This is a genomic window from Pseudoalteromonas sp. S3431 (genome assembly GCF_000690035.1).
In the GTDB taxonomy this organism is placed as follows: Bacteria; Pseudomonadota; Gammaproteobacteria; order Enterobacterales; family Alteromonadaceae; genus Pseudoalteromonas; species Pseudoalteromonas fuliginea.
In genome coordinates this window covers 1-25,781 of sequence record NZ_JJNY01000063.1, presented here as the reverse complement: position 1 = coordinate 25,781, position 25,781 = coordinate 1, and the positions used below count along the sequence as shown (strand labels likewise).

The window sequence follows — 25,781 nt, the reverse complement described above, 5'->3', positions numbered from 1 at the left end:
GAGTTTAAGGGTTTATATGTCTAGTGTTGTGATTTACTGTCGTAGTGGGTTTGAAAACGATGCCGCTGCTGAAATAACGTTTCACGCTGCAGAGCAAGGCTTTGCGGGTTATGTAAAAGCAAAGCCAAATACGGGTTACGTTGTTTATGAATGTTTTGAAGCGCATCACAGCGACGAAATAATCAAAAAAGTTGATTTTAAAAATATGGTGTTTGCACGCCAATGGTTTGCCGGTACATTACTTGAAAACATGCCTGTGGAAGATCGCGTTGGCGCGGTAGTTGAAGCTGCAAAAGAGTTTACATTGTGCTCAGAGCTACGTGTAGAAACCCCTGACACAAATGAAGGAAAAGAGCTTTTAACGTTTTGTAAAAAAATATCAACACCACTTAAAAAAGCCCTCGAAAAACAAAATACAGTATTGCGCGAACCCAAAGCAAACCGTCCTGTAATGCATGTCATGTTTTTAACAAACAACACAGCTTATGTAGGTTACTCATATAGTTTTAATAATTCTCCATTTTTTATGGGTATTTTACGTCTTCGCATGCCAAGCGATGCACCGAGTCGATCAACATTAAAGCTTGATGAAGCGTTTAATGTATTTATTCCTGAACAACAGCGCGAATCTCGTGTTGCAGCAGGTATGCGCAGTGTCGATTTAGGCGCTTGCCCTGGGGGCTGGACATATCAGCTTGTTCGCCGTGGTATGTTTGTAAGTGCAATTGACAATGGTCCGATGAATGATGATTTGATGGAAACAGGCCAGGTTAAACATTTTAGAGCTGACGGTTTTAAATATCGCCCTGAAAAAAGAAATGTTACCTGGTTAGTATGTGATATGGTGGAAAAACCCACTAAAGTGACGACCTTAATGATTGATTGGGCTGTGAGTGCCTACGCTAAAGAGTTTATATTTAACTTAAAACTTCCAATGAAAAAACGTTTTGACAGTGTCTACGAATGCCTTTCGATGATTAGAAAAGAGCTAGATAAACAAGGTATTAACTACGAGTTGCAAGCTAAGCATTTGTATCATGATCGTGAGGAAATAACCGTTCATTTAAACGTTACTAAGGTGCCACAAAATCTATACAGCTAAGTTTTATTAGTAATAAAAAATGGGTCTGATGACCCATTTTTTGTATATTTAACTTCGATATTTGGGCCTGTAATTATCAACCCATAAACGCGTAGCCCCACACACAGCGACAGGCATTACTATTAAGTTTATAAATGGTATTGCTGTTAATAGCATAACGGCAAAGCCAAACCCATACGATAGACCTTGTTTACTTTTTAAATCGTCTTTCATCTGTTTAAACCCAATTTTATGGTTATCGAACGCATAGTCTTCGTATTGCACTGCGAACATCCAACATGTAAATAGGACCCATAATATTTGACCAATGACGGGGAGTATCCAAAGCAGTATAAAAAAACCTATAGCGCGAGGAAGGTAATAGCATAACTTTGTCCACTCGCGGGCTAGCATACGAGGTATGTCTTTTACTAATTCAGCAAAGCCATCATCGTTAATCTTTTGGCCTGTTAAATAAAGTTCTACTTTTTCGCTTAACAAAGCGTTGAAGGGGGCTGCGATAAAATTAGTGATCACTGTAAAGAGCATACTGTAGCTAAATAAAACCATTAATATAGCAATTGGCCACATTAGCCATTCAAGCCAACTTAACCATTGTGGCAACATATCATTGATGTAGCTAAAACTGTCACTTAGCCAACCGAATAAGAAAAATAGCGAGCTACCAAAAAGTAAAATATTAATTAATAATGGAATAAAAACAAAACGTTTTAACCCCTTTTGAGTAATTAATTTAAAACCTGAAAAAAAATATTCCATACCTTGTACTATCTGCACAGTAACCTCAATAAATGTTTACCACTGTAGCTAGTATAAATAGCTGAATTTTTTTGAACAGCGTTTTTAGGTAACAAAGTGTTTAAATACTAGGCTTGTTTATCTTTCGAGGTTAAGTTTTCAGCAGTGTGTTTGGTATTTAGGCAAAGCAGAGCCTATGTAGTGTGGTTATTCCCCATAAATAGGCGATAACGTAGAATAAATGCCAAGCATGCGCTGCCCGCGGAAGCTTGGCTCGGTTTTTACTTATTCTTACATGGATGTAAGCCAGTAGAGTAATACAGGAGCAGTTACCGAGCCCACTAGGTTACAAACCTCACGCCGCGATTAAATAGCCCATAGATTGAATGAATTTTAATTCTGAAAGGCCAACAGGCACTAATAATGCTATAAAGTGGCTTAACTTAATGGTGATTTATCTATGGCAGGGAATTAAGTTACTTTTTTATAGAGAGCTTAGGCTGATTCTGTTCAGCTCCCTAACGCATGCAGTTTTAGTGACATTATTTTAAAAGCGAGTAATTATAGATGGCTAAGATCTTTGTGATTGGGTTGCCCAGAACTGGCACTACTAGCATAAGTGTTGCGCTACTAGAAATGGGCTTTTCGGTGGCGCATACCGCTTTTACAAAGCAAGCATTTGAAATGTCTGATGCAATATCTGACGCACCTTGCTTTAGTGACTACATGCATTTAGACGAGTTATTCCCAAATGCTAAATTTATATACTTAAGTCGAGAGCTAAACAAATGGGTGCCTTCAATTACTATGTTGCTCGAAAAAATGGCGCCTCATTTAGATTTAAATACAGGTAAGTTTAATCCTATTTTAAAGCGTAGTTTTCATCGTACGTTCTCTGATGTATTACCCTTATCATCGACAGCGCTAGCTGGTTGTTATTTAAAGCATGAACAAGCTGTTTTTTCGTATTTCAAAAATAGTGACAATTTTTTAGCAATAAATATTAGTGAGCCTGATAGTTTGTTAAAACTAAAACAGTTTTTAGGCGTGGAGATACAAGGAAATACCTGTTTCCCTAAATTAAATATAGGACGTCAAGTCGCCAACTGGAAAGAATATAAACACCCAAATAAAATTAACTCTAATTTAGCTGGAAAAGAACATAGAAAATACTTTGACTATTCGCTGACCCCATTAAAGTGAATACGAAATATGACTTTTCTGTTATTAAAATTTTTTGCATCGACCAAATTAAATAAAATGATTGAGCTGGTAGCATATGCTATTTTTAGAGGCCTACACTGAATTTAGCAAGTAATTGCATTTAATAATGAGGGCATTCTTTATTCGCGTAAATTACTGGGTTTATTTAAACGTTTAAATAAGTAGAACGAGGTTGTTCATTTTTTACAATTCGGTATAGTTTGCCAACACATATTTTTAATATAAATTGAGATGTTCTATGCAGTTAGTTGATTTAAAACCGAATGACCAGGATGTGATTAATGTTTTTTCTGATATCGACCGACTAATAAACTCTCTATATCCAGTTGCCACTGCACAGTCTCTTACGTTAAATGAACTAAATGAGCCAAGTGTGTATGCGATTGGTTTAAAGAATGATGATGGTATTATTGCGTGTGGCGCTATTGTAAAGCAGTTTGATAAAACGCCCTATGGTGAAATTAGACGGCTTTATGTAAGCCCTAGTTATCGTGGTAAAGGGTTATCTAGGCGTATTATGCAGATACTTTTACATCACGCAGGTGAGGAGAAAATCCCACTGATCAGGCTAGAAACAGGGCCAAAGCAAATTCAATCGATTAAGCTATATGAAAATCTTGGTTTCAAACGATGTGCTAGTTTTGGGCCTTACCTCGAGAATCCACAAAGTGTATTTATGGAGTTAGGCCTAAGCCAGTAACAAAGCGCATAAAGGTTAACAGCTTCACTCTAAGTGACCACACTAAATTATTTAAGTAGCGATTAATTATAGTTTTTTATAGTGTATAAATTAAACTATAATGAATTGCTACTTTCAAATATACCCAAAGTTCATTAGTACTATTATATATTGTCTGTTAAAGATCATTTCAAAAATGCCCTCTTAAAATTAACAAAAGCAGAATACTGTTTTTGTTGGCTATAATCGTATAAAATCCGTCATTTACTATGCTCCTTAAAATACTTCAAACCATAACGTTTAAATAGCGAGACTTTCTTATCCTTTCTAAAAATGACACTAAACCAATGACAGACATAACAGTAGTAACCCATAACGGTAATTTTCATGCGGATGACGTTTTTAGTATTGCAGTACTTAAACACGTGTTGCCAGCGTTTAAACTGGTACGTACTCGCGATAAAGCGCTTATAGAAAATGCCGATTTTGTAATTGATGTAGGTGGCGAATACGACCCTGAAACGAACCGCTTTGATCATCACCAGCGTGGTGGTGCAGGCGAGCGAGAAAATGGCATTCCTTTTTCGTCGTTTGGTTTAATATGGAAAAAATACGGCTTAGCGTTGTGTGATGATAACCAAGCCGTTGCTGATAGAGTGGATTCAGGCTTAGTTTCAACTATTGACGCCATCGATTGTGGTCATGTTGAAGGGGTATCAAAAGGGATAAGCTTGAGCCAAACAATCTCAATGTTTAACCCTACGTGGGAAGAAGAAAGTAACTTTGATACTTGTTTTGACGAAGCCGTTGAATTTGCAGCTCGCATGCTTATTCGTTTTATCGCTTCGGCTCACGGAAGTGTAAATGCAAAAGAGATTGTCGCCAAAGCAATTGAAAATGCTGAAGATGCCAGAGTAATCGTACTTGAAAAATACACACCGTGGAAAAAAACGGTGCATATTTTATCAAGCGATGCGCTATACATGGTTTACCCATCGCATTCTGGACAATGGATATTACAAACTGTACCCGTTGAGCCAGGTTCGTTTGAAGATAGAAAATCGCTGCCTAAAGCATGGTCTGGTTTATCTGACCAAGCGTTTGTAGATGAAACAGGTATTGACGACGCTGTGTTCTGTCACAATGGTTTATTTATAGCGGGCACTAAGTCGTTTGAAAGCACAATGAAACTTGCCACTATGGCGCTTAGCGAATAACAACTCAGATTCATAACGAATACTAAGCATAACAATTTATATAGATTGTTATGCTTGTTATCTTAGCGCGGAGCATTATGTTTGAATTAAAAACAATCGCACTTTTTACTATTACAGCCTTAGCAGAAATAGTGGGTTGCTATTTGCCCTACCTTTGGCTTAAGCAAGATAAAAGCATTTTACTTTTAATTCCAGCGGCTTTAAGTTTGGCACTATTTGCATGGTTGCTCTCTTTACATCCTACTGCTGCCGGGCGTGTGTATGCAGCTTATGGCGGCGTATATATTTGCGTTGCGCTATTATGGTTATGGGTTGTTGATGGCGTAAAGCTTACTATGTGGGATATTATCGGTGGTTTAGTTGCACTGCTGGGTATGGCAATAATTATGTTCGCCCCAAAAAGTGCATAGCTAGCTTATACTCAATTAATCGAATTCGCCTGCACACTACTGCAATTTCCTACTTTCAATGCCACAGGCAATACCTAACGCTACATATGCGCCAAGTAATGATTTAAGCTGGTGGATGTTATCCATCGCGTTTTAGACGTGTAGTTTTTATTCATGTTGCAGAATACATAGGTATTACTTGGTCACAACACGTTGGCTAAATAGCAGTAATTTGAGGCGTTGAGAACACCTTACTCTAATCCATCAAAAGTAAATTCAATAAGCAAAGTAACTCAAGATTAATTTTAGTGAATGAGCTAACTCATTTTGCTAATAAAATTTATAATGAGTCATTTAAAAACAGCCATTTTTTACAACTTTTCTTATCTTTAATAATCATCAAAGTCCTATTTTATATACGCTAGCGAGCAATACGTGATTGGTTGTTTTATCAACATTAAAAATCACTCGTTACGAGTAAAAATACTTGTTGGACTTAAATCTCTATTTTTCTTTTAATGCGCGGCACTAGCCGAGTCGGCATTAATTAAATAAAAGAGAAAGATAAATGAAAGAAACAACATCACTAGAACAAGCTCGTACGAGCTACAATGTTCGTCATTGGAGCCAAGGTTTTTTTGGTATTAATGATCAAGGTGATGTGTATGTTGCACCCAAGGCTCATGCACCAGAGCAAACCATTGCATTAACAGATATCGCAAAGCAACTACAAGATAAAGGTTTAAGCTTACCTGCTTTAGTTCGTTTTCCGCAAATTTTACACCATCGTGTACACAGCTTATGCGGCGCATTTAATACTGCGATTGAAAACTATGGTTACCCTAAAGACTACCTATTAGTTTACCCAATAAAAGTAAACCAACAACGTGAAGTGGTTGAAGAAATAGTAGCAAGCCAAGCACAAGTAGAAAAAAAGCAACTTGGTTTAGAGGCAGGCAGCAAGCCTGAACTACTCACAGTATTAGCATTAGCTGAAAAAACCAGCGCTGTTATTGTATGTAATGGCTACAAAGATAAAGAATACGTACGTTTAGCACTTATTGGCGAAAAGCTAGGTCATAAAGTGTATATCGTACTTGAAAAGCTTTCTGAGCTAGACATGGTACTTAGCCAAGCAAAAGAGCTTAACGTAAAACCACGCATTGGTATTCGTGTACGTTTAGCGTCGCAAGGTAAAGGTAAATGGCAAGCGAGTGGCGGCGAAAAATCAAAATTTGGTTTATCTGCATCGCAAGTTTTGCATGTAGTTAATCGTTTAAAAGACGCAAACCAGCTTGATTTGCTTCAGCTAGTACATTTTCACTTAGGGTCACAAATGGCGAACATTCGTGACGTACGTTTAGGTGTAAGCGAAGCGGCGCGTTTTTACTGTGAGCTACGTAAATTAGGCGCAGAAATTGATTGCCTTGATGTAGGCGGTGGTTTAGCTGTTGATTACGACGGCACGCGTAGCCAATCGCATAACTCTATGAATTACAGCTTAGCTGAATATGCAAATAACATCGTGTACACCATTGGTGATACATGTAAGCAATATGAGCAACCAATGCCGACTATTATTTCTGAGTCGGGTCGTGCGCTTACGGCGCATCATGCTGTGCTTATTTCTAATGTTATTGGTACTGAAAGCTATACGCCAGAAGAGTTAGTAGCGCCAGCGGCAGATGCACCTCTGTTATTAAAAAACATGTGGGCATCGTTTGTACAGTTAACTGATTTAACGGATGACCGTGCATTAATTGAAATTTATCACGACAGCCAAGGTGATTTAGCTGAAGCGCATAATCAATTTGCACTCGGTTTATTAGACTTAGCGCAGCGTGCGTGGGCTGAGCAAATTAATATTCGTATTTGTTATGAACTTAACAAGCACATGGATAATAAAAACCGTTTTCATCGTCCTATTATTGACGAGTTAAACGTTCGTTTAGCCGATAAGTTTTTTGTAAACTTTTCGTTATTTCAATCGCTTCCAGATGCATGGGGCATTGATCAAGTGTTTCCGGTATTGCCATTAAGTGGCTTAACGCAAGCACCAAAAAAGCGTGCTGTATTACTTGATATAACCTGTGATTCAGATGGCGCACTTGAACATTACGTAGATGGACAAGGTATTGAAAGCACATTACCTGTACCAGAGTTTAGTGCTGATAAACCTTATTTAATGGGCTTTTTCTTGGTGGGTGCTTATCAAGAAATTTTAGGTGACATGCATAACTTGTTTGGCGATACGCACAGCGCAATTGTCAATATGGATGAGCAAGGCGTTGCAAGTATTACCGAGATAAACCAAGGTGACACTGTTGCCGATATGATGCGCTATGTACATTTAGATGTAGAAAGTTTTCAGCAATCATACGAGCAGTTAGTAAGCACTAAAATTGAAAAACACGAACAGCAAAGCGTTTTAGACGAGTTGCAAAGCGGCCTTGATGGCTACACTTATTTAGAAGAGTTATAAGCAATGTCGACTTTGTTTGGTCACGCAGATCACTCATTGTACTCAAATGGGATGACGTTTTTACGTCGTCCTATGGTGCAAAATATTAATGCAATTGATGCAGACGTAGTCGTTTTAGGCTTACCGTTTGATTTAGCGACATCGGGTCGCCCTGGTGCGCGCTTAGGCCCTGATGCAATTCGTCGTGCATCGGTTCATTTAGCATGGGAAGACACTAAGTACCCGTGGACGTTCCCGTTGTTTGAGCGCCTAAAAGTGGCAGACGCAGGGGACTTTACTTACCCTGTCGGGGATTCTGAGTATTTTACTGCGCAACTTGAAATGGCTGCTGATCAAATACTCCGTCAAGGTAAAACGCTATTAGGTTTAGGGGGCGATCACTTTGTAACGCTTCCGCTATTACGTGCTCACGCAAAAATACATGGCAAAATGGCGTTAGTACATTTTGATGCGCACACCGATACCTATAGCAATGGCTCGCGTTTTGATCACGGCACTATGTTTTATCATGCGCCAATGGAAGGGCTGATTGATGTTGAGCACAGTATACAAATAGGTATTCGTACCGATTTTGATCAAAGTAAACATGAGTTTGCTGTGATTGATGCAATGCAAGCCAACGATTTACATGCAAATGATATTGCAGCGCAAATACTTGAACGAGTAGGTGACCTACCTGTTTACTTAACGTTTGATATTGATTGTTTAGACCCTGCGTTTGCGCCTGGTACAGGCACTCCTGTGTGCGGTGGTTTAACGTCAGATAAAGTACTTAAAGTACTGCGTGCGCTAAAAGGCATAAACATGGTAGGTATGGATGTGGTAGAAGTATCACCTTCGTACGACCAAAGTGAGCTTACCGCTATTGCCGCAGCAACCATTGCGAGCGAATTACTGCATTTGTGGACGCATAAAAACAAGTACTAATTATATAACTTAAGTACTACAAAAAAGGGTATGCGCAGGCATACCCTTTTTTATTTAGAGGTATCGATTATTCAGCAGCTTAATTTCCTTTAACCAAATAACGCTTAGCCCAATAAGAGGCAGGTTAGTAGTAACAGGGTTAAATGCTTCAATAAGTAATTGTGGCTGCATTGCAACTACAGCGAGTAAAAGGCCAATTAATGCTAAAATATTTAAAATTACTAGGTGTTTATTTTTATAAAACACAAATAAACACAATCCAAATATAATTTCGCCAACACCCGCCGAACGTGTAATTAAGTCAGACACTTCTGCTGAAAAACCAGCACTGTCAGTCATTAATTTTTCAAGTGGTGCAATATGATAAAGCTTTGGAAAAAAGCCATGATATATCCAACTTAAACTCACTATGTAGCGAGCAAGTTGAATATAACCGCGATTATTTCCTAGCATTGTCAATACGCTCTTGTGCACTTGGGTGGCTAGACAAGTACTCTAAAAAGTCATTTACTTTTTCGAGGTGCTCGTTTTTGCTGGTATGGCTTTCTTGTAGGGCCTCTATTGCATCAGCAAAGTCATTACTCGAATACCCAAGCGACTCTAATTGAATGAGTGCAAAGGTATCTGCCTCGCGTTCCATATCTCGTGAAAACCCTTGCTGAGCAAACGATGCACCCGTACCTAATGCAACCTCTGCAACCCCTTCTAAATCACCAAATACAACCGCTAGCACAATCGTACTTGCGGCAGATTGTGCTGTAATACGTACGCTATGCTGGTGGACTACATGGCCCATCTCGTGTAGCAATACCGCTTTTAGTGCATTGGGTTTATCGGCAAGTAAATTTGCTAAATCATCTGTGACCACGATACGGCCATGGGGTAGTGCAAACGCGTTAGCACCAAAGCTGTCTGATTTATAAAACGATAATCTATAAACCGATTGATCAAGCGATAACGCATTAAGCATACTTGTAAAATGTGCTTGTACTTTAGCTTGCTGCTCTGCGGGGAGCTCACTTGGGTCAAGCGCAATCTTTTTAATAAGTGTAAAGCTTTGCTCCCCCATTTGTTCCACAACATTACGTGGCAGGGTATCAACACTGTAAACAGCAATGGCCGGTACCGCTTTATAAAGTACTAACCACATAAAAAGTGGTGTAAATATGACTGCGGCTAAAATTGCCCATTTACTTTTTTCAAGGCGCTCCATTATGTGATGGTTATTTTCTTTAAATGGCCATCTGTAACTTACATCTTGAGGAATAAAACGACTACCATCTTCAAAGTTTAGTTCGTCGGCAAGTCCTGCCATCCCCGAACTTAATTTTAGACTTGAGATTGCGTGGCGAGCTATAACGTGTTCATCGTTAATAACTTCAATGTGCGTGTCGCTAATAGTTGCAACACACACTTGATAGTTACTCGATGCGATGGGGAAAAAATGTCCCTTTACATGCATAGTGAGCTCTTAAGTTAGAGAAAGGTCAATATCAAATACGTTTGCAGCTTCCTCAGCAAATGATGATTGCTGTTCTTGCGCGGTATCGATTAGGTTTAATGCACCAGGATAAATAGTGACGTTAGTTACATCAGCGAGCATTTTTGATGTACGTACTTTTGTCCATGGGTATGCAAGCCCTAAAGAAAATACAATAGCCAACATATTTGTTAATAGTAAAACAGCGAAAGGAATTGGTTTTAGCTCTGATTTAAATGTGGCAACGCCTTCAAAATGGCTGTTATCAAAAATGTGATTACGAATAGCGGCGTGCCATACAGCAGAAACAATGGCAATCATTAGTACATAGGCAATCATCATAAAGATAGGAAGCATAACCATAGCAGCGGAGTTTTCTAAATTTTGTTGATTTTCAACATCTATTAAGTTGAGGCCAAATAACCCTAAAATTCCCATAAAGAGCACCATGGTGATAGAGCTCACTACAAAACAAATAAGCGCTGTTAGGTAATAGGTTTCGCCTTTTAGGTTTACAGTAAGTGGTTTGTCACCGTAACTAATATTGCTATGGATATAGCTATCAATACGTTTTATAACATAAGGCATTAATAAATAAAGTGTAAATATGCTGGCGATAGGCAAAAGTATAAAGTTAATAAAGGCTTCGCCGTAATTGCCTTTAAAAGTAAAACGAACATTACGATGGCGCGTCATACGCAGATTAAAACGTAAACCTTGATTAATAATCCATGGCATTAAAAAGATAAAACCAAGAGCAATAAACAGCCCTAAAATAGGCAAAAAGCTAATAGAGAATGTGTAAATAAAAAATACAACAACCGCTAAAATCCGACCTTTTAAAATTTGTATTGGTGTTGCTAGGTAGTCAAAGCTATGACCATCTATACGAGTGTGGCCGTAAAAATAGCGATGCGTACGTACTTTAGCCCACGCTGAATATATGCCAAGCGTAATAACGCTAAGTAATATATTTACAATCCAAATTCCAAAAAACTCACCGCCTTTACCACTAAATTGCACTTTTCCGCTAAAAATTGGTTCAGCAGGCTCATTTATTGGTGGGCTTGTTTCAGAGAGGGTAGGGTGTATTGATTCCATTAAAATTATGTCCATATTTTTTTTGTTAATTTACCTATTTTTAGTGCAAAATTCAATGTTTATAATTATCTCACCCTTCTGTAAACAGCTATAAATAGGCGTTTTAAGTATTGAGTTAAATACTCTAATACTTTTTTATAAATAAACCTCGCTGGTTTTATTTATTTGGCTGGTAACTGGGAACTTTAGCTTTTTAATATGCGATTTAGCTACTATACATAGTTAATGCTGCTTAAATGTAATGGCATTAATTATGTATTAAGCACACCTACGTACAATAAACGCAATTGATTTATATGCCAAAATAATAGACTGTAATAGTAGTGGGGATGTAAATTTATTTAGGTTTTACAGCTTTTATCACCGCTTTAAATAACATTAGGATATTTATTATGTTTCAAGCAGTCGTGTTAGGGGGATTAGAATTTAGTCCGCTGATTGTTTACTTCCCAATTGCGTTTATTTTAACAGCGCTGACTCGTTTTGTTTTGCATCAATTAGATTGGCATGACCGTATTTGGAAAGTGGCTTGGTTTGAAGTGTCACTATTTGTTTGTTACTTGGCACTGGCCGTCTATTTATACCAATTTGCTTAATTAAGTGAGCTATTTTGAGGTAAGAAAACCGTGTCGATAACAAGGCAAAAATTTCGTTATTTAGTTGTTCTATATCAGAAATTTTTAACACAGTTAGCGTCTGGTTTAAGCCCTCAAATTGCTCAAGTATTATTGCGGATTGGTATTACTAAGTGGAAGATAAATTGAATGATTAAATATCTGCGTATTACTTTTACTATCTTGGTTGTTATAGCTGCGGTTTTTGCTGGGCGTTGGGTATGGACTGACTACATGCATACTCCTTGGACGCGTGATGGGCGTATTCGAGCCGATATTGTCACGGTTGCTCCAGACGTGTCGGGCTGGGTAACTGTTTTAAATATTAAAGATGGTCAAAATGTACAAAAAGGCGAAGTACTTTTTAATGTTGATAAAAAGCGTTATCAAGCAGCGCTTGATAAAAGTAAAGCCAATACAGAAAATGCGCTATATACATGGGAACTTGCCAAGCACAAATACGAAAGACGTGTTGAGCTAAACACTCAACAGGCAATTAGTGAAGAAACGCTAGAATCAACTCGTATTAATACTAAAATTGCTGAAGCAAATTATAACTTAGCTAAGACAGAGCAAACAATTGCGCAGTTAAATGTTGATAGAACACAAGTACTTGCGCCTGCATCGGGGCAAATAATTAATCTGAATTTACGCCAAGGCAACTATGTAGCTCAAGGCACACCTGTGTTTGCTATTGTTCAGTCCGATTCGTTTTATGTAACGGGTTACTTTGAAGAGAGTAAAATACCGCTTATTTATCCTGATCAAAAAGCTAAAATAGCCCTTCTAAGCGGTGGTAAGCAATTAACAGGGCATGTAGTGAGTGTAGGTAAAGCCATTGCAAATACGAATACACAAAGTAACGGTCAGCTTTTACCACAAGTACAACAAACATTTAATTGGGTACGTTTATCACAGCGTATACCTGTTGATATTAAGTTAGATTCATTGCCCGAAAATACACAGCTTAGCGCAGGGATGACCGCCACTATACATCTCGCTACGCGCTAAGGGGAATACAGTGGGCGTAGTATTACAAAATTTGTTTTTTCCTAAAAAACAGGCAATTATTTTTGCGACTAAGGGCGTTATAGCCATGGTGATGGCGCTCACTATTGCTATGTCGCTTAATCTTGAAAGGCCTTATTGGGCGTTAGTCTCGGCTATATTTTTGCAATTACGCCCGCAAAGCGGATTGGTTATTGAAAAAGCAATTTGTCAAATAATAGGCACCATAGTGGGCGGTTTATTTGGCATATTGCTTTTAACTCAGTTAATTCTCTACCCTTATTTAGCGCTCGGTGCACTGGCATTATGGTTGGGAGTAAACTCTGCGTTATCGGCAATGGTACGCCAAGCAAACTTTGTGTATGCGTTTGCTATGGCCGGTGTAACAGCCGCCATTATTGTGCTTTTAGTCATGGTTACTCCGGCAATGGTAAGCAGTCAAAGTATATTTGATATTGCACAAGCGCGAGTAAGCGAAATAATAATTGGCTCTGTATGTGCTGGGCTTGTGAGTCATCTATTTTGGCCTGTAAAGGTTAAACATTTACTGCAAACACAAGCGCGGTCGGTTATAAATCAAACGCTGCATTATTTAGTAACTGAGCTTGATTTTAAGGGCTCTCACGAAAATCGCCATCAGCAAATAGATGGCATTATGGCAACATTGGGATCAATAAACGAAGATTCCAGCGCAGTAAGGTACGAAGGACCAAAAGGTCCAGGGCGCTCGCGTGCTGCAAATCAGTTGTCGCAAAAAGTACTTTCTTTATTGGCCTTAATTCAAATAATTGGCCGTCTACAGCGAAACCACGAAGATCTTATTACACCTACTTTAGATAAATTAATAAGTAAACTTAAGCAGGTATTTGCGCAAATTAAAGAGTCTGACGATTTTGATTACTGCGCCGAACAAGTTAAAACGCTGCGTAAAGAGCTAACCGACTATAGAGCAAATACGGTGTGTGATTCGCCATTTGAATCTCACATGCTCAATGTGAGCTTAGAAGTAGCAGCCGACTTAACAATTTTACTACGCGCATACAGAGCTTTAGAAGAGCGTGATAAAACATTATTAAATGCACCCAGTATGCTTACATATCGCGACCCATTAGCTGGCATAATTGTTGGATTTAGAACTGCTTTGGTGTTTTCTATCGGCGCATTTATTTGGATTAATACAGGCTCTTCTGCTGCATTATTAATTATGATTTTACCGGTCATATTTTCGATAATGTTGGCGAGAATACCGTTAGCTATTTTACAGGTGGTAATAAAGCGTTTATTGGTAGGCGTGGTGGTTGCTGCTATTGTAACTATTTTTTACGCACTCAATTTATTATCACAAAGTGGTGGGCAATTAGAAATATTACTACTTGTATTAGCAGGGCCTTATTTTCTGGGTTTACTGCTGCTAGCTGATCAACAAACATTGCCATATGGCTTGGGGTTTTGTATCCCATTTACGATTTTGGTAAGACCCAGTACCGATATGAGCCTTGCGTTTTCAATCGATTACACACTTAGCTCTGCAATGGCAATTTTTGCGGGGGTGAGTATTTTATTTTGGATTTTTCAGTTATTTACAGGTCCGAGTGTACAATTACTTGTTCATCGTGTTTTTAAGGCTACTTATAAAGATTTACTCGAAATAAATAACCATCCAACCCCAAGTATTTGGTATAACCGCCGCATGGCCGATAGGTTAATACGCTTAACTAATTACGATCAAGGTTCACACTCACGCGTTATTACAGACCTTGCACTAACCGCTCTAAACTTAGGGCATGCGTCGGTTCGATTAAACTCAATTTGTGAAAATTTGGCTGGTAATACAAAGCTAAAGTATTTAAATGAGTGGCAGCGTACATTAGCCGATGCATTTATGTTGGCAACCAAGGGCAAGTTTAATAATAAGTTTAAGCAAGCGTCAGATAATCTTTATGAGGAATTGGCTCAGACGGTTGACGATTCAAATCAATTAGAGGCAATAAAAGGCATGTTTATTCGAATTAATCTGACCTTCGAAAGAAGTGCGAGTAAGATAAATTAGCCCCATTCGCTGCTTTTCGAGTTCAGATGTTATAACGAAATCTGTTATACTTGCTGGATAATTTTATGGGGCTGTTATGATTTCAAAAAACCAACTCAAACTTATTCGCCAACTTGGCCAAAAAAAGTACCGAAAGCAATATAATCAATACCTTGTACAGGGTGAGAAAAACGTACTTGAGTTATTAAACAGCCCATTAAATGTGGTTAATATTTTTGCTACAAACGAATTTATAAATGCGTACCAAGGTAAGTATCCGCACGCTAATTTTATTGAAGCGGATGAAGAAGCCCTCACCAAAGCCAGCACGCTAGTTAGCAATAATGCAGCCATTGCTATTGTTGATATGCCAACGGCGGCTTTACCACAAGCAAGTGGCTTAATACTCGCACTTGATGGCGTATCAGACCCTGGTAATTTAGGCACGATAATAAGAGTGGCAGACTGGTACGGTATTAAACATATAGTAACTAGCACCGACAGCGCAGACGCTTACAACCCAAAAACAATTAGCGCCACGATGGGCTCATTTGTAAGGGTATCGGTAAGCCAAGTAGATTTACCTGATTACCTACAGTCTTTAAATTTACCTGTTTACGGTGCTTTTTTAGATGGGCAAAGCGTGCATAAAACCCAATTTACGGGCTCAGGCGTTTTACTAATGGGCAGTGAGTCGCATGGAATACGCGAGACATGTGCAAAATTAGTAACTAATAAAATCACCATCCCCGCTTTTGGTGGTGCAGAATCGCTTAATGTTGCAATGGCGACCGGTATTATTTTAGATAATTTTAAACGACAAGCTTAACAATTTAACTGTTAATGAGTTAAATTGTTTGTAATCAATAACAATAATAATCGGTAATAACAATAAGATGCGCTTAAGCACTATTAAATTAGCGGGCTTTAAATCGTTTGTAGAGCCCACTAAAATTCCATTTCCTGATCAAATGACGTGTGTTGTTGGCCCCAATGGCTGTGGCAAATCTAACGTTATTGATGCAGTACGATGGGTGCTAGGTGAAAGCTCTGCTAAAAACCTGCGTGGCGATGCCATGACCGACGTTATTTTTAATGGCTCAACTAATCGAAAAGCCATATCACAAGCCTCTGTAGAGCTTGTTTTTGATAACGATAAAGGAAGTCCTTCAAACACATTTGCCGATCGAAACCAAATTGCTATTAAGCGTTTAGTAACGCGCGACGGACAGTCACTGTATTTTTTAAATGGCAGTAAATGCCGTAAGCGCGATATTACCGATATATTTTTAGGCACCGGTCTTGGTCCACGTAGTTACGCAATTATTGAGCAAGGGATGATCTCGCGCTTAATAGAAAGTAAACCACAAGAGCTGCGCGTATTTTTAGAAGAAGCCGCTGGCGTTTCTAAATACAAAGAGCGTCGCCGCGAAACACAAACTCGTATAAAAAGCACTCGCGAAAATCTTGAACGTTTGTTAGATGTGCGTAAAGAACTACAAAGCCAGCTCGATAAATTGGCTGTGCAGTCGGTTGATGCAAAAAAATACCGCGAATTAAAAGCGCAAGAACGTACATTAAAAGGCCAAATTGCGGTTTTAAAATGGCAAAAGTTGCATCAGCAGCAACTTGAAAAAAGTGCCCAAATTAAAAAACTGAACGATCAAATATCGTTTTTTAAAACCGCTAACTCAGGGCATGACGATGTACTTGCAAGCTTAGAAGGGCAAGTACAAGCCCAGCAAGATAAACTAAGCGATGCACAGCATCAGCAACATGTAATACACACAGAGCTTACTCGCGCTGAGCAACAACAAATCAATGTAAAGCAGCAAACCCAAACGCTTAAACAAAGTTTAATTAAATTACAGCAACGCCAAATTCAAAGTGCTGAGGTGAAATCGCAGCAGCAAATTGTGTGCGAGCAACTCAACGAAGCCCTGCAAGAGGCAAGTGAAAATGCCTTAATATGTGAAGAGCAAGTTAGTGGGTTAACGCATGAACTTGAGGAATTATTAGCACTTAAGCAGCGCCACCATACTCATTGGCAAGCTTTGTGTGATCAACAGCAACAGCTTAATAATAACGTGCAACTACATAGTAGTCACATTAAACAAACTCAGCAGCAAATTGATCATGTTAACGAGCAAATTGATCAGTTAACTGTTCAGCTTAGCGAGCTACAAAGTAGTGATGTAGAGCAGCAGTTAATACAGCAAACACAGCAAACACAAACCTTAACTCAAGAACTTGCCGCTAAACAAACAGCACATACGAAGTGCACTGCTAAGCTTGAAATGCAAAATGAGCTTGTTAATAACTCACAAACACAATATTCGACGCTCACTCAAACAATAAACGAGTTAAAAGCCAGTATAACGGGGCTTAAAAGTACATTAGGGCTTGATGAGAAAAGTGTACGTACTAATGGTTTGTTTAATCAGCTAAGTGTTAAAGAGGGCTTTGAGCTTCTGATAGAGCAAGCACTTAAATCTTTAGAGCATTTAAATGTAAGTGAGCAGCAAGCTAATAACAGTGTATGGCCAAATAGTAATAAACGCATGCCAACAAATAGCTTAGCTGCATTCATAACAAGCGGTGTTTATCCAGAGCATTTAGCACGTATTGCTTATAGCGAGGGCGGTGATTTAGCAATACTAAAAGATAGTTTTTATACAGCTGTTATGGATAAAAACGGTGCTCTATATGGTCGTAATTGGCATGTAAGTGCAGAATGTAATGCAGAAAACTCATTACTTTTAAAGCATAAGCAATTGCAAGATAAAGCTAAGCAGTTAACTAATACTGAGGGCGAGTTACAACAAGTAACACACACTCGTGACGAACATGCAGCTGAGCAAATAAAATTAATTAACGAACAAAGCGAGCTAAAAGAAGCGATACATGAGCTTGCGCAAAATATAGCGGTAGCCGGTACGCGAAGCGATATGCTCAAACAGCAAGTAGCGTACTTTAAGTTACAACTAGAAAAGCTACAACAACAAAAACAGCAATTAACAAATCAGCTTTTACAATTAAATACCGTGCTTGATGAGCAAACTGCGCAATTTGAAGTGTTAAATGATCAGCAACTTAACTTAGCGGATGAAGTAGACGCTGCAAATAGTTTGCGCTCACAAAGTGATAAAAGTTATAGCGAAGCATTAAGCATACTTGAGCAATATAAAACACAAGCACATAAGGCAACGCTATCAGAGCAAAAGGCACGCAGTGAATGGCAGTTAAGCCAAACCAAATTGAGCCATGCAGAGCAAGAGCACGTTAGTGCATCTGAAGGTGCGCAAGAACTACTTAGTGAAATAGAAGAGCTGCTGATACCAGAGCAAGAACTTAGCGATAAAATTACGCAGCTCTTAGCACAGCATCAAAAAGGTGAGCAGGCATTAGTATTGCTACAAAAAGAATTAGCTCAGGCGAAAGAGAGCTTAAACACTAAGCAAGTAAGCCTTAAAAATTCACAAGGTGAGCTGGTGGGCTTGCAACAGCAGCACCAAAAGCTAACAATTGAAGAGCAAAGCTTACTGATAAAAGCACAAGCTGCGCTTGAACCATTAGAAGAGTTGAAACAAAGCTTAAAAGCGATACTTGATGAATTACCAGATTCATTAAATTTGAGCGCAGCGCAAAATCAGTTAACCGGATTTACTAATCAGTTAGATAAATTAGGTGCAGTAAACTTAGCGGCAATAGAAGAGTTTGATTTAGCCAAAGCTCGTAGTGATTATCTTGATAATCAATTAGATGATTTAACAAAAGCGTTAAATACCCTTGAAGGTGCTATTCGTAAAATTGATATTGAGACCAAAACACGCTTTAAAGCGACGTTCGATCAAGTTAACGAAGACTTTGCTGAGCTATTTCCTAAAGTTTTTGGTGGTGGCAGTGCGTATTTAGAATTAACCAGTGACGATTTACTCGAAAGTGGTGTTAGTATAATGGCACGACCACCGGGTAAGAAAAATTCAACAATTCACTTGTTAAGTGGTGGAGAAAAAGCGCTGACCGCATTATCATTAGTGTTTTCTATATTCAGGCTCAATCCAGCCCCATTTTGTATGCTGGACGAAGTAGATGCACCATTAGATGATGCTAATGTTGTTCGCTTTTGCCGTTTGGTTGAAGAAATGTCACAATCAGTACAGTTTATTTATATTAGCCATAATAAGATTGCGATGGAAATGGCGGGTAGATTAACAGGTGTAACTATGGCAGAACCTGGCGTATCGCGTATGGTTGCTGTAGATATAGAACAAGCAGTGCAACTTGCACATGTATAAATTTTTATAACAAGTATATTAGTTTCAATTAATATACAGGCTTTAGGCATATCAAATAAGAAAAGGTGAGGGGATGGCCGAACAATTAAGATGGGTTTTAATCATTATCAGTGTAGTTGTCATTGGTGGTTTATTAATACATGGATTGTGGTCTGTTAGAAAAAAAGACCGCCCAGAAGTGTTAAATAACGAACGGGTTGAACCATTGCAAGAAAGTGCACCAGCTTCATCTAAATCATTTCCTACAGAGGCAGAGCTAAAAGAGCCTGTGGTAGAAGAACGTGATGAACCACAATTCGGTGAGCTTAACTTTGATGAGAATGAGCCACAAATTGATACAAGCGTACCAGCAGTGCCCATTGAAGATGACCTAGAAGTAGTTGATGATCTAGAAGCAAAAGAGCAAAATGATGAAAAATCATCTGCGCAAATGCCTGACTTTGTTATTGTGCATATTCAAATGCCAGAAGGGCTTAGCATGCAGGGCAGTAAATTATTACCAGCCGTTAACACGTTAGGTTTTAAATATTCTGAGGAAGGCTTTTTTAATCGCCACTTAGATCCGGCAGGCCAAGGCCCTGTATTATTTAGATTAGTAAATATGTACAACCCAGGTACGTTTGATATTGATAATATGGAACAGTTTAGTACCGCAGGGGTTAGCTTATTTATGACATTGCCGTGCGACGGTGACGGCCTAGCAGCATTTAACATGTTGCACAGTGCAGCTAAAAAGTTAGCTGACGAGTTTGGTGCGCAAATTTTAGATGCAGAGCGAAATGAAATGACCGTAGAACGCGTCAGGCAGTATGTTGAGCAGGTCCGTTCTTTTTCAGCGTAAATAGCGCACATATTATATTTTTATAAGCCACTGGATGATTATTCATCAAAGTGGCTTTTTTTATGTTTATTGAGGTTTAAATGTCTAGCAGCATTAGTGAGCAAGTTAATCATCTTCGTACTACATTAGAGCAACACAATTATAACTATTATGTGCTTGACACCCCCAGTATTCCTGACTCTGAATACGATAGGTTATTACGCGAACTAAGCGCACTAGAAACCGAGCACCCTGAATTTTTAACCGCCGACTCCCCAACACAAAAAGTAGGCGGTGCAGCACTGAGTAAATTTGAGCAAGTAGCGCACCAAGTACCCATGCTTTCACTTGATAACGCCTTTAGTGAAGAAGAGTTCACTGCGTTTAATCGCCGTATAAAAGAGCGTTTAATGAGTACCGATGAGCTTACTTTTTGTTGTGAGCCAAAACTTGATGGTTTAGCTGTATCAATTATTTATCGTGATGGTGTACTTGTACAAGCGGCTACGCGAGGTGATGGTTTTACCGGTGAAAACATTACTCAGAATGTAAAAACAATTCGTAATGTACCACTTAAGTTACGTGGTGATTACCCAAAAGAGCTTGAAGTGCGCGGCGAAGTATTTATGAACAGCGCCGGCTTTGACAAACTAAATTCGGAAGCGCAAAAACGTGGAGACAAAGTATTCGTTAATCCGCGTAACGCAGCGGCAGGTAGCTTACGCCAACTCGACTCTAAAATTACCGCTAAACGCCCATTGATGTTTTATGCTTACAGTACTGGACTTGTTGCTGATGGCAGCATTCCAGAGGATCACTATCAGCAACTAGAAAAGCTGACTGACTGGGGGTTGCCACTGTGCCCAGAAACAAAATTAGTTGAAGGTCCTAAAGCCGCGCTTGAGTACTACAGCGATATTTTAACGCGCCGTAGCGAGCTTAAATATGAAATTGATGGCGTAGTGATCAAAATAAACCAAAAGGCCTTACAAGAGCGTTTAGGCTTTGTAGCACGTGCTCCTCGTTGGGCTATTGCTTATAAGTTTCCGGCGCAAGAAGAAATAACTCAATTACTTGATGTTGATTTTCAAGTAGGGCGCACAGGGGCAATTACGCCAGTTGCGCGTTTAGAGCCTGTTTTTGTCGGTGGTGTAACCGTATCAAATGCAACACTTCATAATAGCGATGAAATTGCACGTTTAGGTGTAAAAGTAGGCGACACGGTTATTATTCGTCGCGCAGGAGATGTAATCCCGCAAATAACACAAGTTGTACTTGAACGCCGTCCTGATGATGCTAGAGATATTGAATTTCCAGTGACTTGTCCGATTTGTGATTCGCATATTGAAAAAGTGGAAGGTGAAGCTGTAGCCCGTTGTACTGGCGGGCTTGTGTGTCCTGCACAACGCAAACAAGCGATAAAACATTTTGCTTCACGAAAAGCGCTAGACATAGATGGCCTTGGCGATAAGATTGTTGATCAACTTGTAGATAGAGAGCTTATAAAAACGCCCGCTGATTTATTCGTTTTAAAACAAGGGCATTTTGAATCACTTGAACGTATGGGACCTAAGTCAGCTAAAAACTTAGTAACAGCACTTGATGAAGCTAAAGGCACTACGCTCGCTAAGTTTTTATACTCACTAGGTATTCGTGAAGCGGGGGAAGCGACAGCACAAAATTTAGCTAATCACTTTTTAACCCTTGAAAATGTAATTAATGCCAGCATTGATAGTTTAACGCAGGTAAGTGATGTCGGTGAAATAGTTGCAGCGCATGTTCGCGGTTTTTTTGCTGAAGAGCATAATTTAGCGGTAGTAAACGCATTAATAGAGCAAGGCGTAAATTGGCCAGCGTTAAGTGCGCCTTCTGAGGAAGAGCAACCACTCGCAGGACTTACATATGTACTTACCGGCACGCTTAATACACTTAACCGTAATGATGCTAAAGCTCGCTTGCAGCAATTAGGTGCTAAAGTCTCGGGTAGCGTATCGGCTAAAACAGATGCGTTAGTCGCAGGTGAAAAAGCAGGTTCAAAACTAACTAAAGCGCAAGATTTAGGTATCGACATACTCACGGAAGATGAATTAATTGAGCTGCTTAAAAAGCATAATGGCTAGGAAAACGACAATGAGCCGATATGGGCCAGAATACTGGGATAAGTACGGAAGTTACCGTACACCTATAGCATTTCATTTAAGTTTGCTGGTGCTTTTACGTGGCTATTTTATTTGGGTTATTGCGGCTTTAAGCCGCAGGCCTGAACTGGATTTAATGTCGTTATTTTTTAAAAATAAAAATGATTTTTTTATCGCAATAGCAATTGGAAGTATTGCAATAATACCGACTATTTTATTTTGTTTACGTCGGCCGCGAGACTCCCACAGTGCGAGCGACAGGTTAGCAAAAGTATGGCGACATATGCGCTGGCCTCTTATTTTATGTGCTGTTGTTGATTTAACATGGTTAAGTATTCAAGCCGCGCATAGCCATTATCGATTTTCATCATTTTTAGCAGTACAAATGATGATTGTTTTATGGGTATTGTGGTATTTGGTGAAAAGCCGTTATTTAACCGTTTTTTTTAATGATTGGCCTGAGCCGACAGAAAAAGCATCAGAAGAAAAAAAGCGACTTAAAAGGGATTAGTTGTGGACGCTGTAAATAAAAAAATAGCGATAGCTATATCGTTAATAGGGTTAGTACTTATTATTTTAATGATTAGCACTGAGCTTTTAGAATTTATGTGGTTTAAAGCGTTATTTGGTTTATGGGTATTTGTTTTTTGCTCAAGCGTTTATAGGCTAACGCCTCTATTTAAATCAAGAAACCGGTTAGAGGATTTTATTCAGCGAGACGCCCAACACTTATTACTTTTTAGTTTAATGGGTTTTTTTGATAAAAAGCACGGTCCAGATTGGTTAGTAATTGAGAGTATTGAACGCATAACGACGAAGGATGACGAGCTAATAATTTACAGTAATAACGAGCGCCAAATGAGTGTTAGCTTACCTGCAAAAAAAGCAGAACTAGATAGTTTTATTAAACGAATATTTACCGACTCAGAGAAACAAAATATTACCTTTAGCTAGGAAAATCACCTTAAAACTGAACAAGTTTTAGTTTTAAACGGTCAACACTCTTTAGCTGATCTTTAGTGTATTCAATAACGTAATAACTAACCGTACTTTTTATAATTTTATTAAGTACGGTTAATTAACTATTCAATGAGGTTATCATGTTGAAGTGGAATGATGTTATTAACTTTGCCACCAATGGCAATCCTACTCCAAGTAAAAAAGTAGTCAAAACGGACGAGCAGTGGCGGATGCAACTATCAGAAGATGAGTATTACATAACACGTAAAAAGGGAACCGAACGTCCAAGTAGTTCTGGTAGTTGCACATTATTGGAACCTGGTAAGTATGTGTGTATTTGCTGCGATAATTTATTGTTTGATGCAGATGAAAAGTTCGATAGTGGCACTGGTTGGCCGTCATTTACACAACCGGCGACAATTGAAGCAATTGGCTACGTAAGTGATACAAGTCATGGTATGGAGCGCATAGAGGTGGTTTGCAACGTGTGTGATTCACATTTAGGCCATATTTTCCCTGATGGTCCATTACCGACCGGTCTACGCTATTGCGTTAATGCGGCATCAATGAAAAAGCTTTAACTTCCAATATCTAAATTCATTTCTTTTGCTATGTGCAAAATTTTATCTAACCGCTGCGTCTGATCTGCTGGTAATTGAGTTTTGGTAAGTAAGGCGTAGCATTTTTTAGCAAGTTCAAGGTTAAATGAGCCATTGTGTTGCTTAGTGGAATCAAATAAACACTGCAATAAATTAAGCGCAATACTCTGATTACGAGGCATAACCCTAAATGCTTGCGTAAAAGCTTCAAGTGCAGTGTTTAACTGTCCTCTATTAAATTGAGTAACAGCATGGTTGTTGAGCTCCTTTGGCCCCATTTTAATATCGCGTCGCTCACTTTGCTGTTGCTGGATATAACGTAAGTAAGTTGTGTCGCTAACACTTGGATGGCGTTCACAGTGTCCAATAATTTGAGTGAAGAGAGTTTGCGCTTTTTGATGAAAGCCCAACTCATGGAACGCTTTCGCTTTATCAAGTGCACCATCGACAGAGCGAATATGTGTATCATCATCTTCGAGTTGCTCAATGAGTTTTTTCGCTTTTTTATGCTCATCTTTTAAATAATGAAGCCGTGCGTTAAGCACATCAATTTGAGCTTGATTGGCATTGTTAGGAAACTGCTTTTTTAAATCGCTTATATATTGATTAGTTTGTCTAGATATTCTCTGTATTTGATCTGTTTGATCTGTTGTTAATGCAAAGTCGATACCGGCACGTGCAGCATTTAAATACACATCGGGGTGGTCATGTATTGAGTGCTTTGCAAAACTTGCAATGTCTTTTTGAGTTAAGTAGCTTTTTTCGTAGTCGTGATTAATTAATGACACATTACTTAGTGATTTTTGGCGTGAAATATTTCGCGGTGCAATGTCGGCTGCTTGGCTTAAAAAACTTTGCGCTAGTTCAAACTGATTAAGTTTTATTTCTAAACGGCCGAGTAAATCAAGCGCAACTAATCGAGTTTCTTGTCGTTCAAGCATCGTTTTTAGCATACGCTGAGCTAAAATATGTTCATTATTTGCTGTAAGTGCTTCTACTAAACCTACTTTTGCCCAAGCAAATTTTTGTATATCGAGAACAGATTTAAAAAAGTCTTTTGCATTTTCGCTGCGATTTAAACGAAGAAGAGCATCACCTTTTAAACGCAGTAAGATAGGGCTATAACTATTGTTTTTTTTATTTAGAACGGTGTCGATGTATTTAATTGCTTTTGAATCGTTACCATCATCAATTAGAGTATAAACCGTTTGCAAATCGTGTTTGCGTCTTAAAATACGCTCAATACGTACTTGTAGTTCCTGAACGGTAAAAGGTTTCACTAAAAAATCATCAGGTTGTAACTCAAGAACACTATGAACTAGCGAGCCATTTGTTTCAGCAGATATAAAAATGAAGCCTGTAGAGCTTTTTATGAGGTGCTTAACACGTAACTCTTCGTAAAGTTGGTAGCCGTCTTGTTGTTTGCTTAAATTAAATGAACAAACGATCAAATCAAATTCTTCACTTAAACACTGCTCTTTTGCTGAGTTTGCATGATCAGCGAAGTGCAATTGCTGAAAGCCAAGCCTTTCTAACGATTGTTTCATATAGCTTTGAGCAAGTGGTTGCTCCTCGACTATAAGTATTTTTGCTTTTGAATAAATCTTAGTTGGCATTGGCTTAACAGTTATTATGTTTAGTACTGACTATAATCAACACTTTAGCTGCTTACAAGAAAATTCAAATGATAGCAGTATTTATTAGGTATTTAACTTTTCCTAATACGTTTTTGCTAACTATAAAAGCAAGGATCTAAATAACATAATTAAATGATGAGTGTTTTGATATGAAAATTTATATTTTTAAAGAAACTATCGAATGGGATTTATGTGTGATGGTTGATTACTTGGCTTGATACCTGTGACCCTCGCCATTATTTGTAAAGGGTGGCGATGCTCTTTTTCTTACGGCTAAGTTAATTACATACGACGTATACCAACCTACATAAATCTTTGATCAATTTAACGAATTAAATT

At 38.6% G+C, this 25,781-nt stretch carries 22 protein-coding genes; 17 read left to right on the top strand and 5 right to left on the bottom strand.

The window, feature by feature from the left end; translation table 11 throughout:
* Positions 1–16 precede the first annotated feature (16 nt).
* On the top strand, positions 17–1,102 hold the full coding sequence (gene rlmM, locus DO88_RS04310) for a 23S rRNA (cytidine(2498)-2'-O)-methyltransferase RlmM (protein ID WP_007378107.1): 1,086 nt from the start codon (positions 17–19) through the stop codon (positions 1,100–1,102).
* Positions 1,103–1,150: 48 nt separating this feature from the next.
* On the opposite strand, the gene cysZ is transcribed toward rlmM, so the two are convergent.
* On the bottom strand, positions 1,151–1,861 hold the full coding sequence (gene cysZ, locus DO88_RS04315; RefSeq protein ID WP_188085232.1) for a sulfate transporter CysZ: 711 nt from the start codon (positions 1,859–1,861) through the stop codon (positions 1,151–1,153).
* Between the two features lie 546 nt (positions 1,862–2,407).
* On the opposite strand from cysZ, the gene DO88_RS04320 reads away from it, so the two are divergent.
* The 6 genes from DO88_RS04320 (at position 2,408) to speB (ending at position 8,758) form a co-directional block, all read left to right on the top strand.
* Complete coding sequence (locus DO88_RS04320; protein WP_157847572.1) at positions 2,408–3,043, top strand: sulfotransferase; 636 nt, start codon at positions 2,408–2,410, stop codon at positions 3,041–3,043.
* Positions 3,044–3,302: 259 nt separating this feature from the next.
* Complete coding sequence (locus tag DO88_RS04325; protein WP_007378104.1) at positions 3,303–3,764, top strand: GNAT family N-acetyltransferase; 462 nt, start codon at positions 3,303–3,305, stop codon at positions 3,762–3,764.
* Between the two features lie 326 nt (positions 3,765–4,090).
* Positions 4,091–4,960 carry an MYG1 family protein gene (locus DO88_RS04330; RefSeq protein ID WP_008138255.1) on the top strand — a complete coding sequence of 290 codons (870 nt, stop codon included), beginning with the start codon at positions 4,091–4,093 and terminating at the stop codon, positions 4,958–4,960.
* Positions 4,961–5,037: 77 nt separating this feature from the next.
* Entirely contained in the window at positions 5,038–5,370 is a 333-nt protein-coding gene (locus DO88_RS04335; RefSeq protein WP_007378102.1) for a YnfA family protein, read from the top strand.
* A gap of 547 nt (positions 5,371–5,917) precedes the next feature.
* On the top strand, positions 5,918–7,831 hold the full coding sequence (speA, locus tag DO88_RS04340; protein WP_033040381.1) for a biosynthetic arginine decarboxylase: 1,914 nt from the start codon (positions 5,918–5,920) through the stop codon (positions 7,829–7,831).
* A 3-nt stretch (positions 7,832–7,834) separates the two neighbouring features.
* Positions 7,835–8,758, top strand: a complete 924-nt coding sequence (gene speB / locus DO88_RS04345; protein ID WP_033040379.1) for an agmatinase — start codon at positions 7,835–7,837, stop codon at positions 8,756–8,758.
* A gap of 54 nt (positions 8,759–8,812) precedes the next feature.
* Here the strand turns inward: speB and DO88_RS04350 are convergent, their stop codons facing one another.
* From DO88_RS04350 to DO88_RS04360, 3 genes are read right to left on the bottom strand one after another with little or no spacing between them, the layout of a single operon-like run.
* Positions 8,813–9,211: a DoxX-like family protein gene (locus tag DO88_RS04350; protein WP_033040378.1), complete on the bottom strand. Its 399-nt coding sequence runs from the start codon at positions 9,209–9,211 to the stop codon at positions 8,813–8,815.
* Entirely contained in the window at positions 9,198–10,220 is a 1,023-nt protein-coding gene (locus DO88_RS04355) for a M48 family metallopeptidase (RefSeq protein ID WP_033029046.1), read from the bottom strand. The genes DO88_RS04350 and DO88_RS04355 overlap by 14 nt, the downstream gene beginning before the upstream one ends.
* 9 nt (positions 10,221–10,229) lie before the next feature.
* Positions 10,230–11,339 carry a YjgN family protein gene (locus DO88_RS04360; RefSeq protein WP_008138245.1) on the bottom strand — a complete coding sequence of 370 codons (1,110 nt, stop codon included), beginning with the start codon at positions 11,337–11,339 and terminating at the stop codon, positions 10,230–10,232.
* 392 nt (positions 11,340–11,731) lie between these two features.
* Between DO88_RS04360 and DO88_RS04365 the strand changes: the two genes are divergently transcribed.
* The 10 genes from DO88_RS04365 to msrB all read left to right on the top strand — a co-directional run bounded on the left by DO88_RS04365 (position 11,732) and on the right by msrB (position 23,787).
* Positions 11,732–11,935, top strand: a complete 204-nt coding sequence (locus tag DO88_RS04365; protein ID WP_007378096.1) for a DUF1656 domain-containing protein — start codon at positions 11,732–11,734, stop codon at positions 11,933–11,935.
* Between the two features lie 168 nt (positions 11,936–12,103).
* Positions 12,104–12,964, top strand: a complete 861-nt coding sequence (locus DO88_RS04370) for an efflux RND transporter periplasmic adaptor subunit (RefSeq protein WP_007378095.1) — start codon at positions 12,104–12,106, stop codon at positions 12,962–12,964.
* Positions 12,965–12,974: 10 nt separating this feature from the next.
* Entirely contained in the window at positions 12,975–15,011 is a 2,037-nt protein-coding gene (locus DO88_RS04375; RefSeq protein WP_033040374.1) for an FUSC family protein, read from the top strand.
* Positions 15,012–15,087: 76 nt separating this feature from the next.
* A complete protein-coding gene (locus DO88_RS04380) occupies positions 15,088–15,819 on the top strand; it encodes an RNA methyltransferase (protein ID WP_033040373.1) in 732 nt (243 codons plus the stop codon).
* 67 nt (positions 15,820–15,886) lie between these two features.
* Positions 15,887–19,288 carry a chromosome segregation SMC family protein gene (locus tag DO88_RS04385; RefSeq protein WP_033040371.1) on the top strand — a complete coding sequence of 1,134 codons (3,402 nt, stop codon included), beginning with the start codon at positions 15,887–15,889 and terminating at the stop codon, positions 19,286–19,288.
* 73 nt (positions 19,289–19,361) lie between these two features.
* A complete protein-coding gene (gene zipA / locus DO88_RS04390; protein WP_008138233.1) occupies positions 19,362–20,129 on the top strand; it encodes a cell division protein ZipA in 768 nt (255 codons plus the stop codon).
* Between the two features lie 80 nt (positions 20,130–20,209).
* Entirely contained in the window at positions 20,210–22,228 is a 2,019-nt protein-coding gene (ligA, locus tag DO88_RS04395) for an NAD-dependent DNA ligase LigA (RefSeq protein WP_033040369.1), read from the top strand.
* A gap of 10 nt (positions 22,229–22,238) precedes the next feature.
* On the top strand, positions 22,239–22,757 hold the full coding sequence (locus DO88_RS04400) for a DUF2919 domain-containing protein (RefSeq protein WP_008138231.1): 519 nt from the start codon (positions 22,239–22,241) through the stop codon (positions 22,755–22,757).
* Between the two features lie 2 nt (positions 22,758–22,759).
* Positions 22,760–23,200, top strand: a complete 441-nt coding sequence (locus DO88_RS04405; protein ID WP_007378088.1) for a hypothetical protein — start codon at positions 22,760–22,762, stop codon at positions 23,198–23,200.
* A 146-nt stretch (positions 23,201–23,346) separates the two neighbouring features.
* Entirely contained in the window at positions 23,347–23,787 is a 441-nt protein-coding gene (gene msrB, locus DO88_RS04410) for a peptide-methionine (R)-S-oxide reductase MsrB (RefSeq protein WP_007378087.1), read from the top strand.
* On the opposite strand, the gene DO88_RS04415 is transcribed toward msrB, so the two are convergent.
* Positions 23,784–25,421 (bottom strand): response regulator, encoded by a 1,638-nt coding sequence (locus DO88_RS04415; protein WP_033040366.1) that lies wholly within the window; start codon positions 25,419–25,421, stop codon positions 23,784–23,786. The genes msrB and DO88_RS04415 overlap by 4 nt on opposite strands.
* Positions 25,422–25,781: the final 360 nt, after the last annotated feature.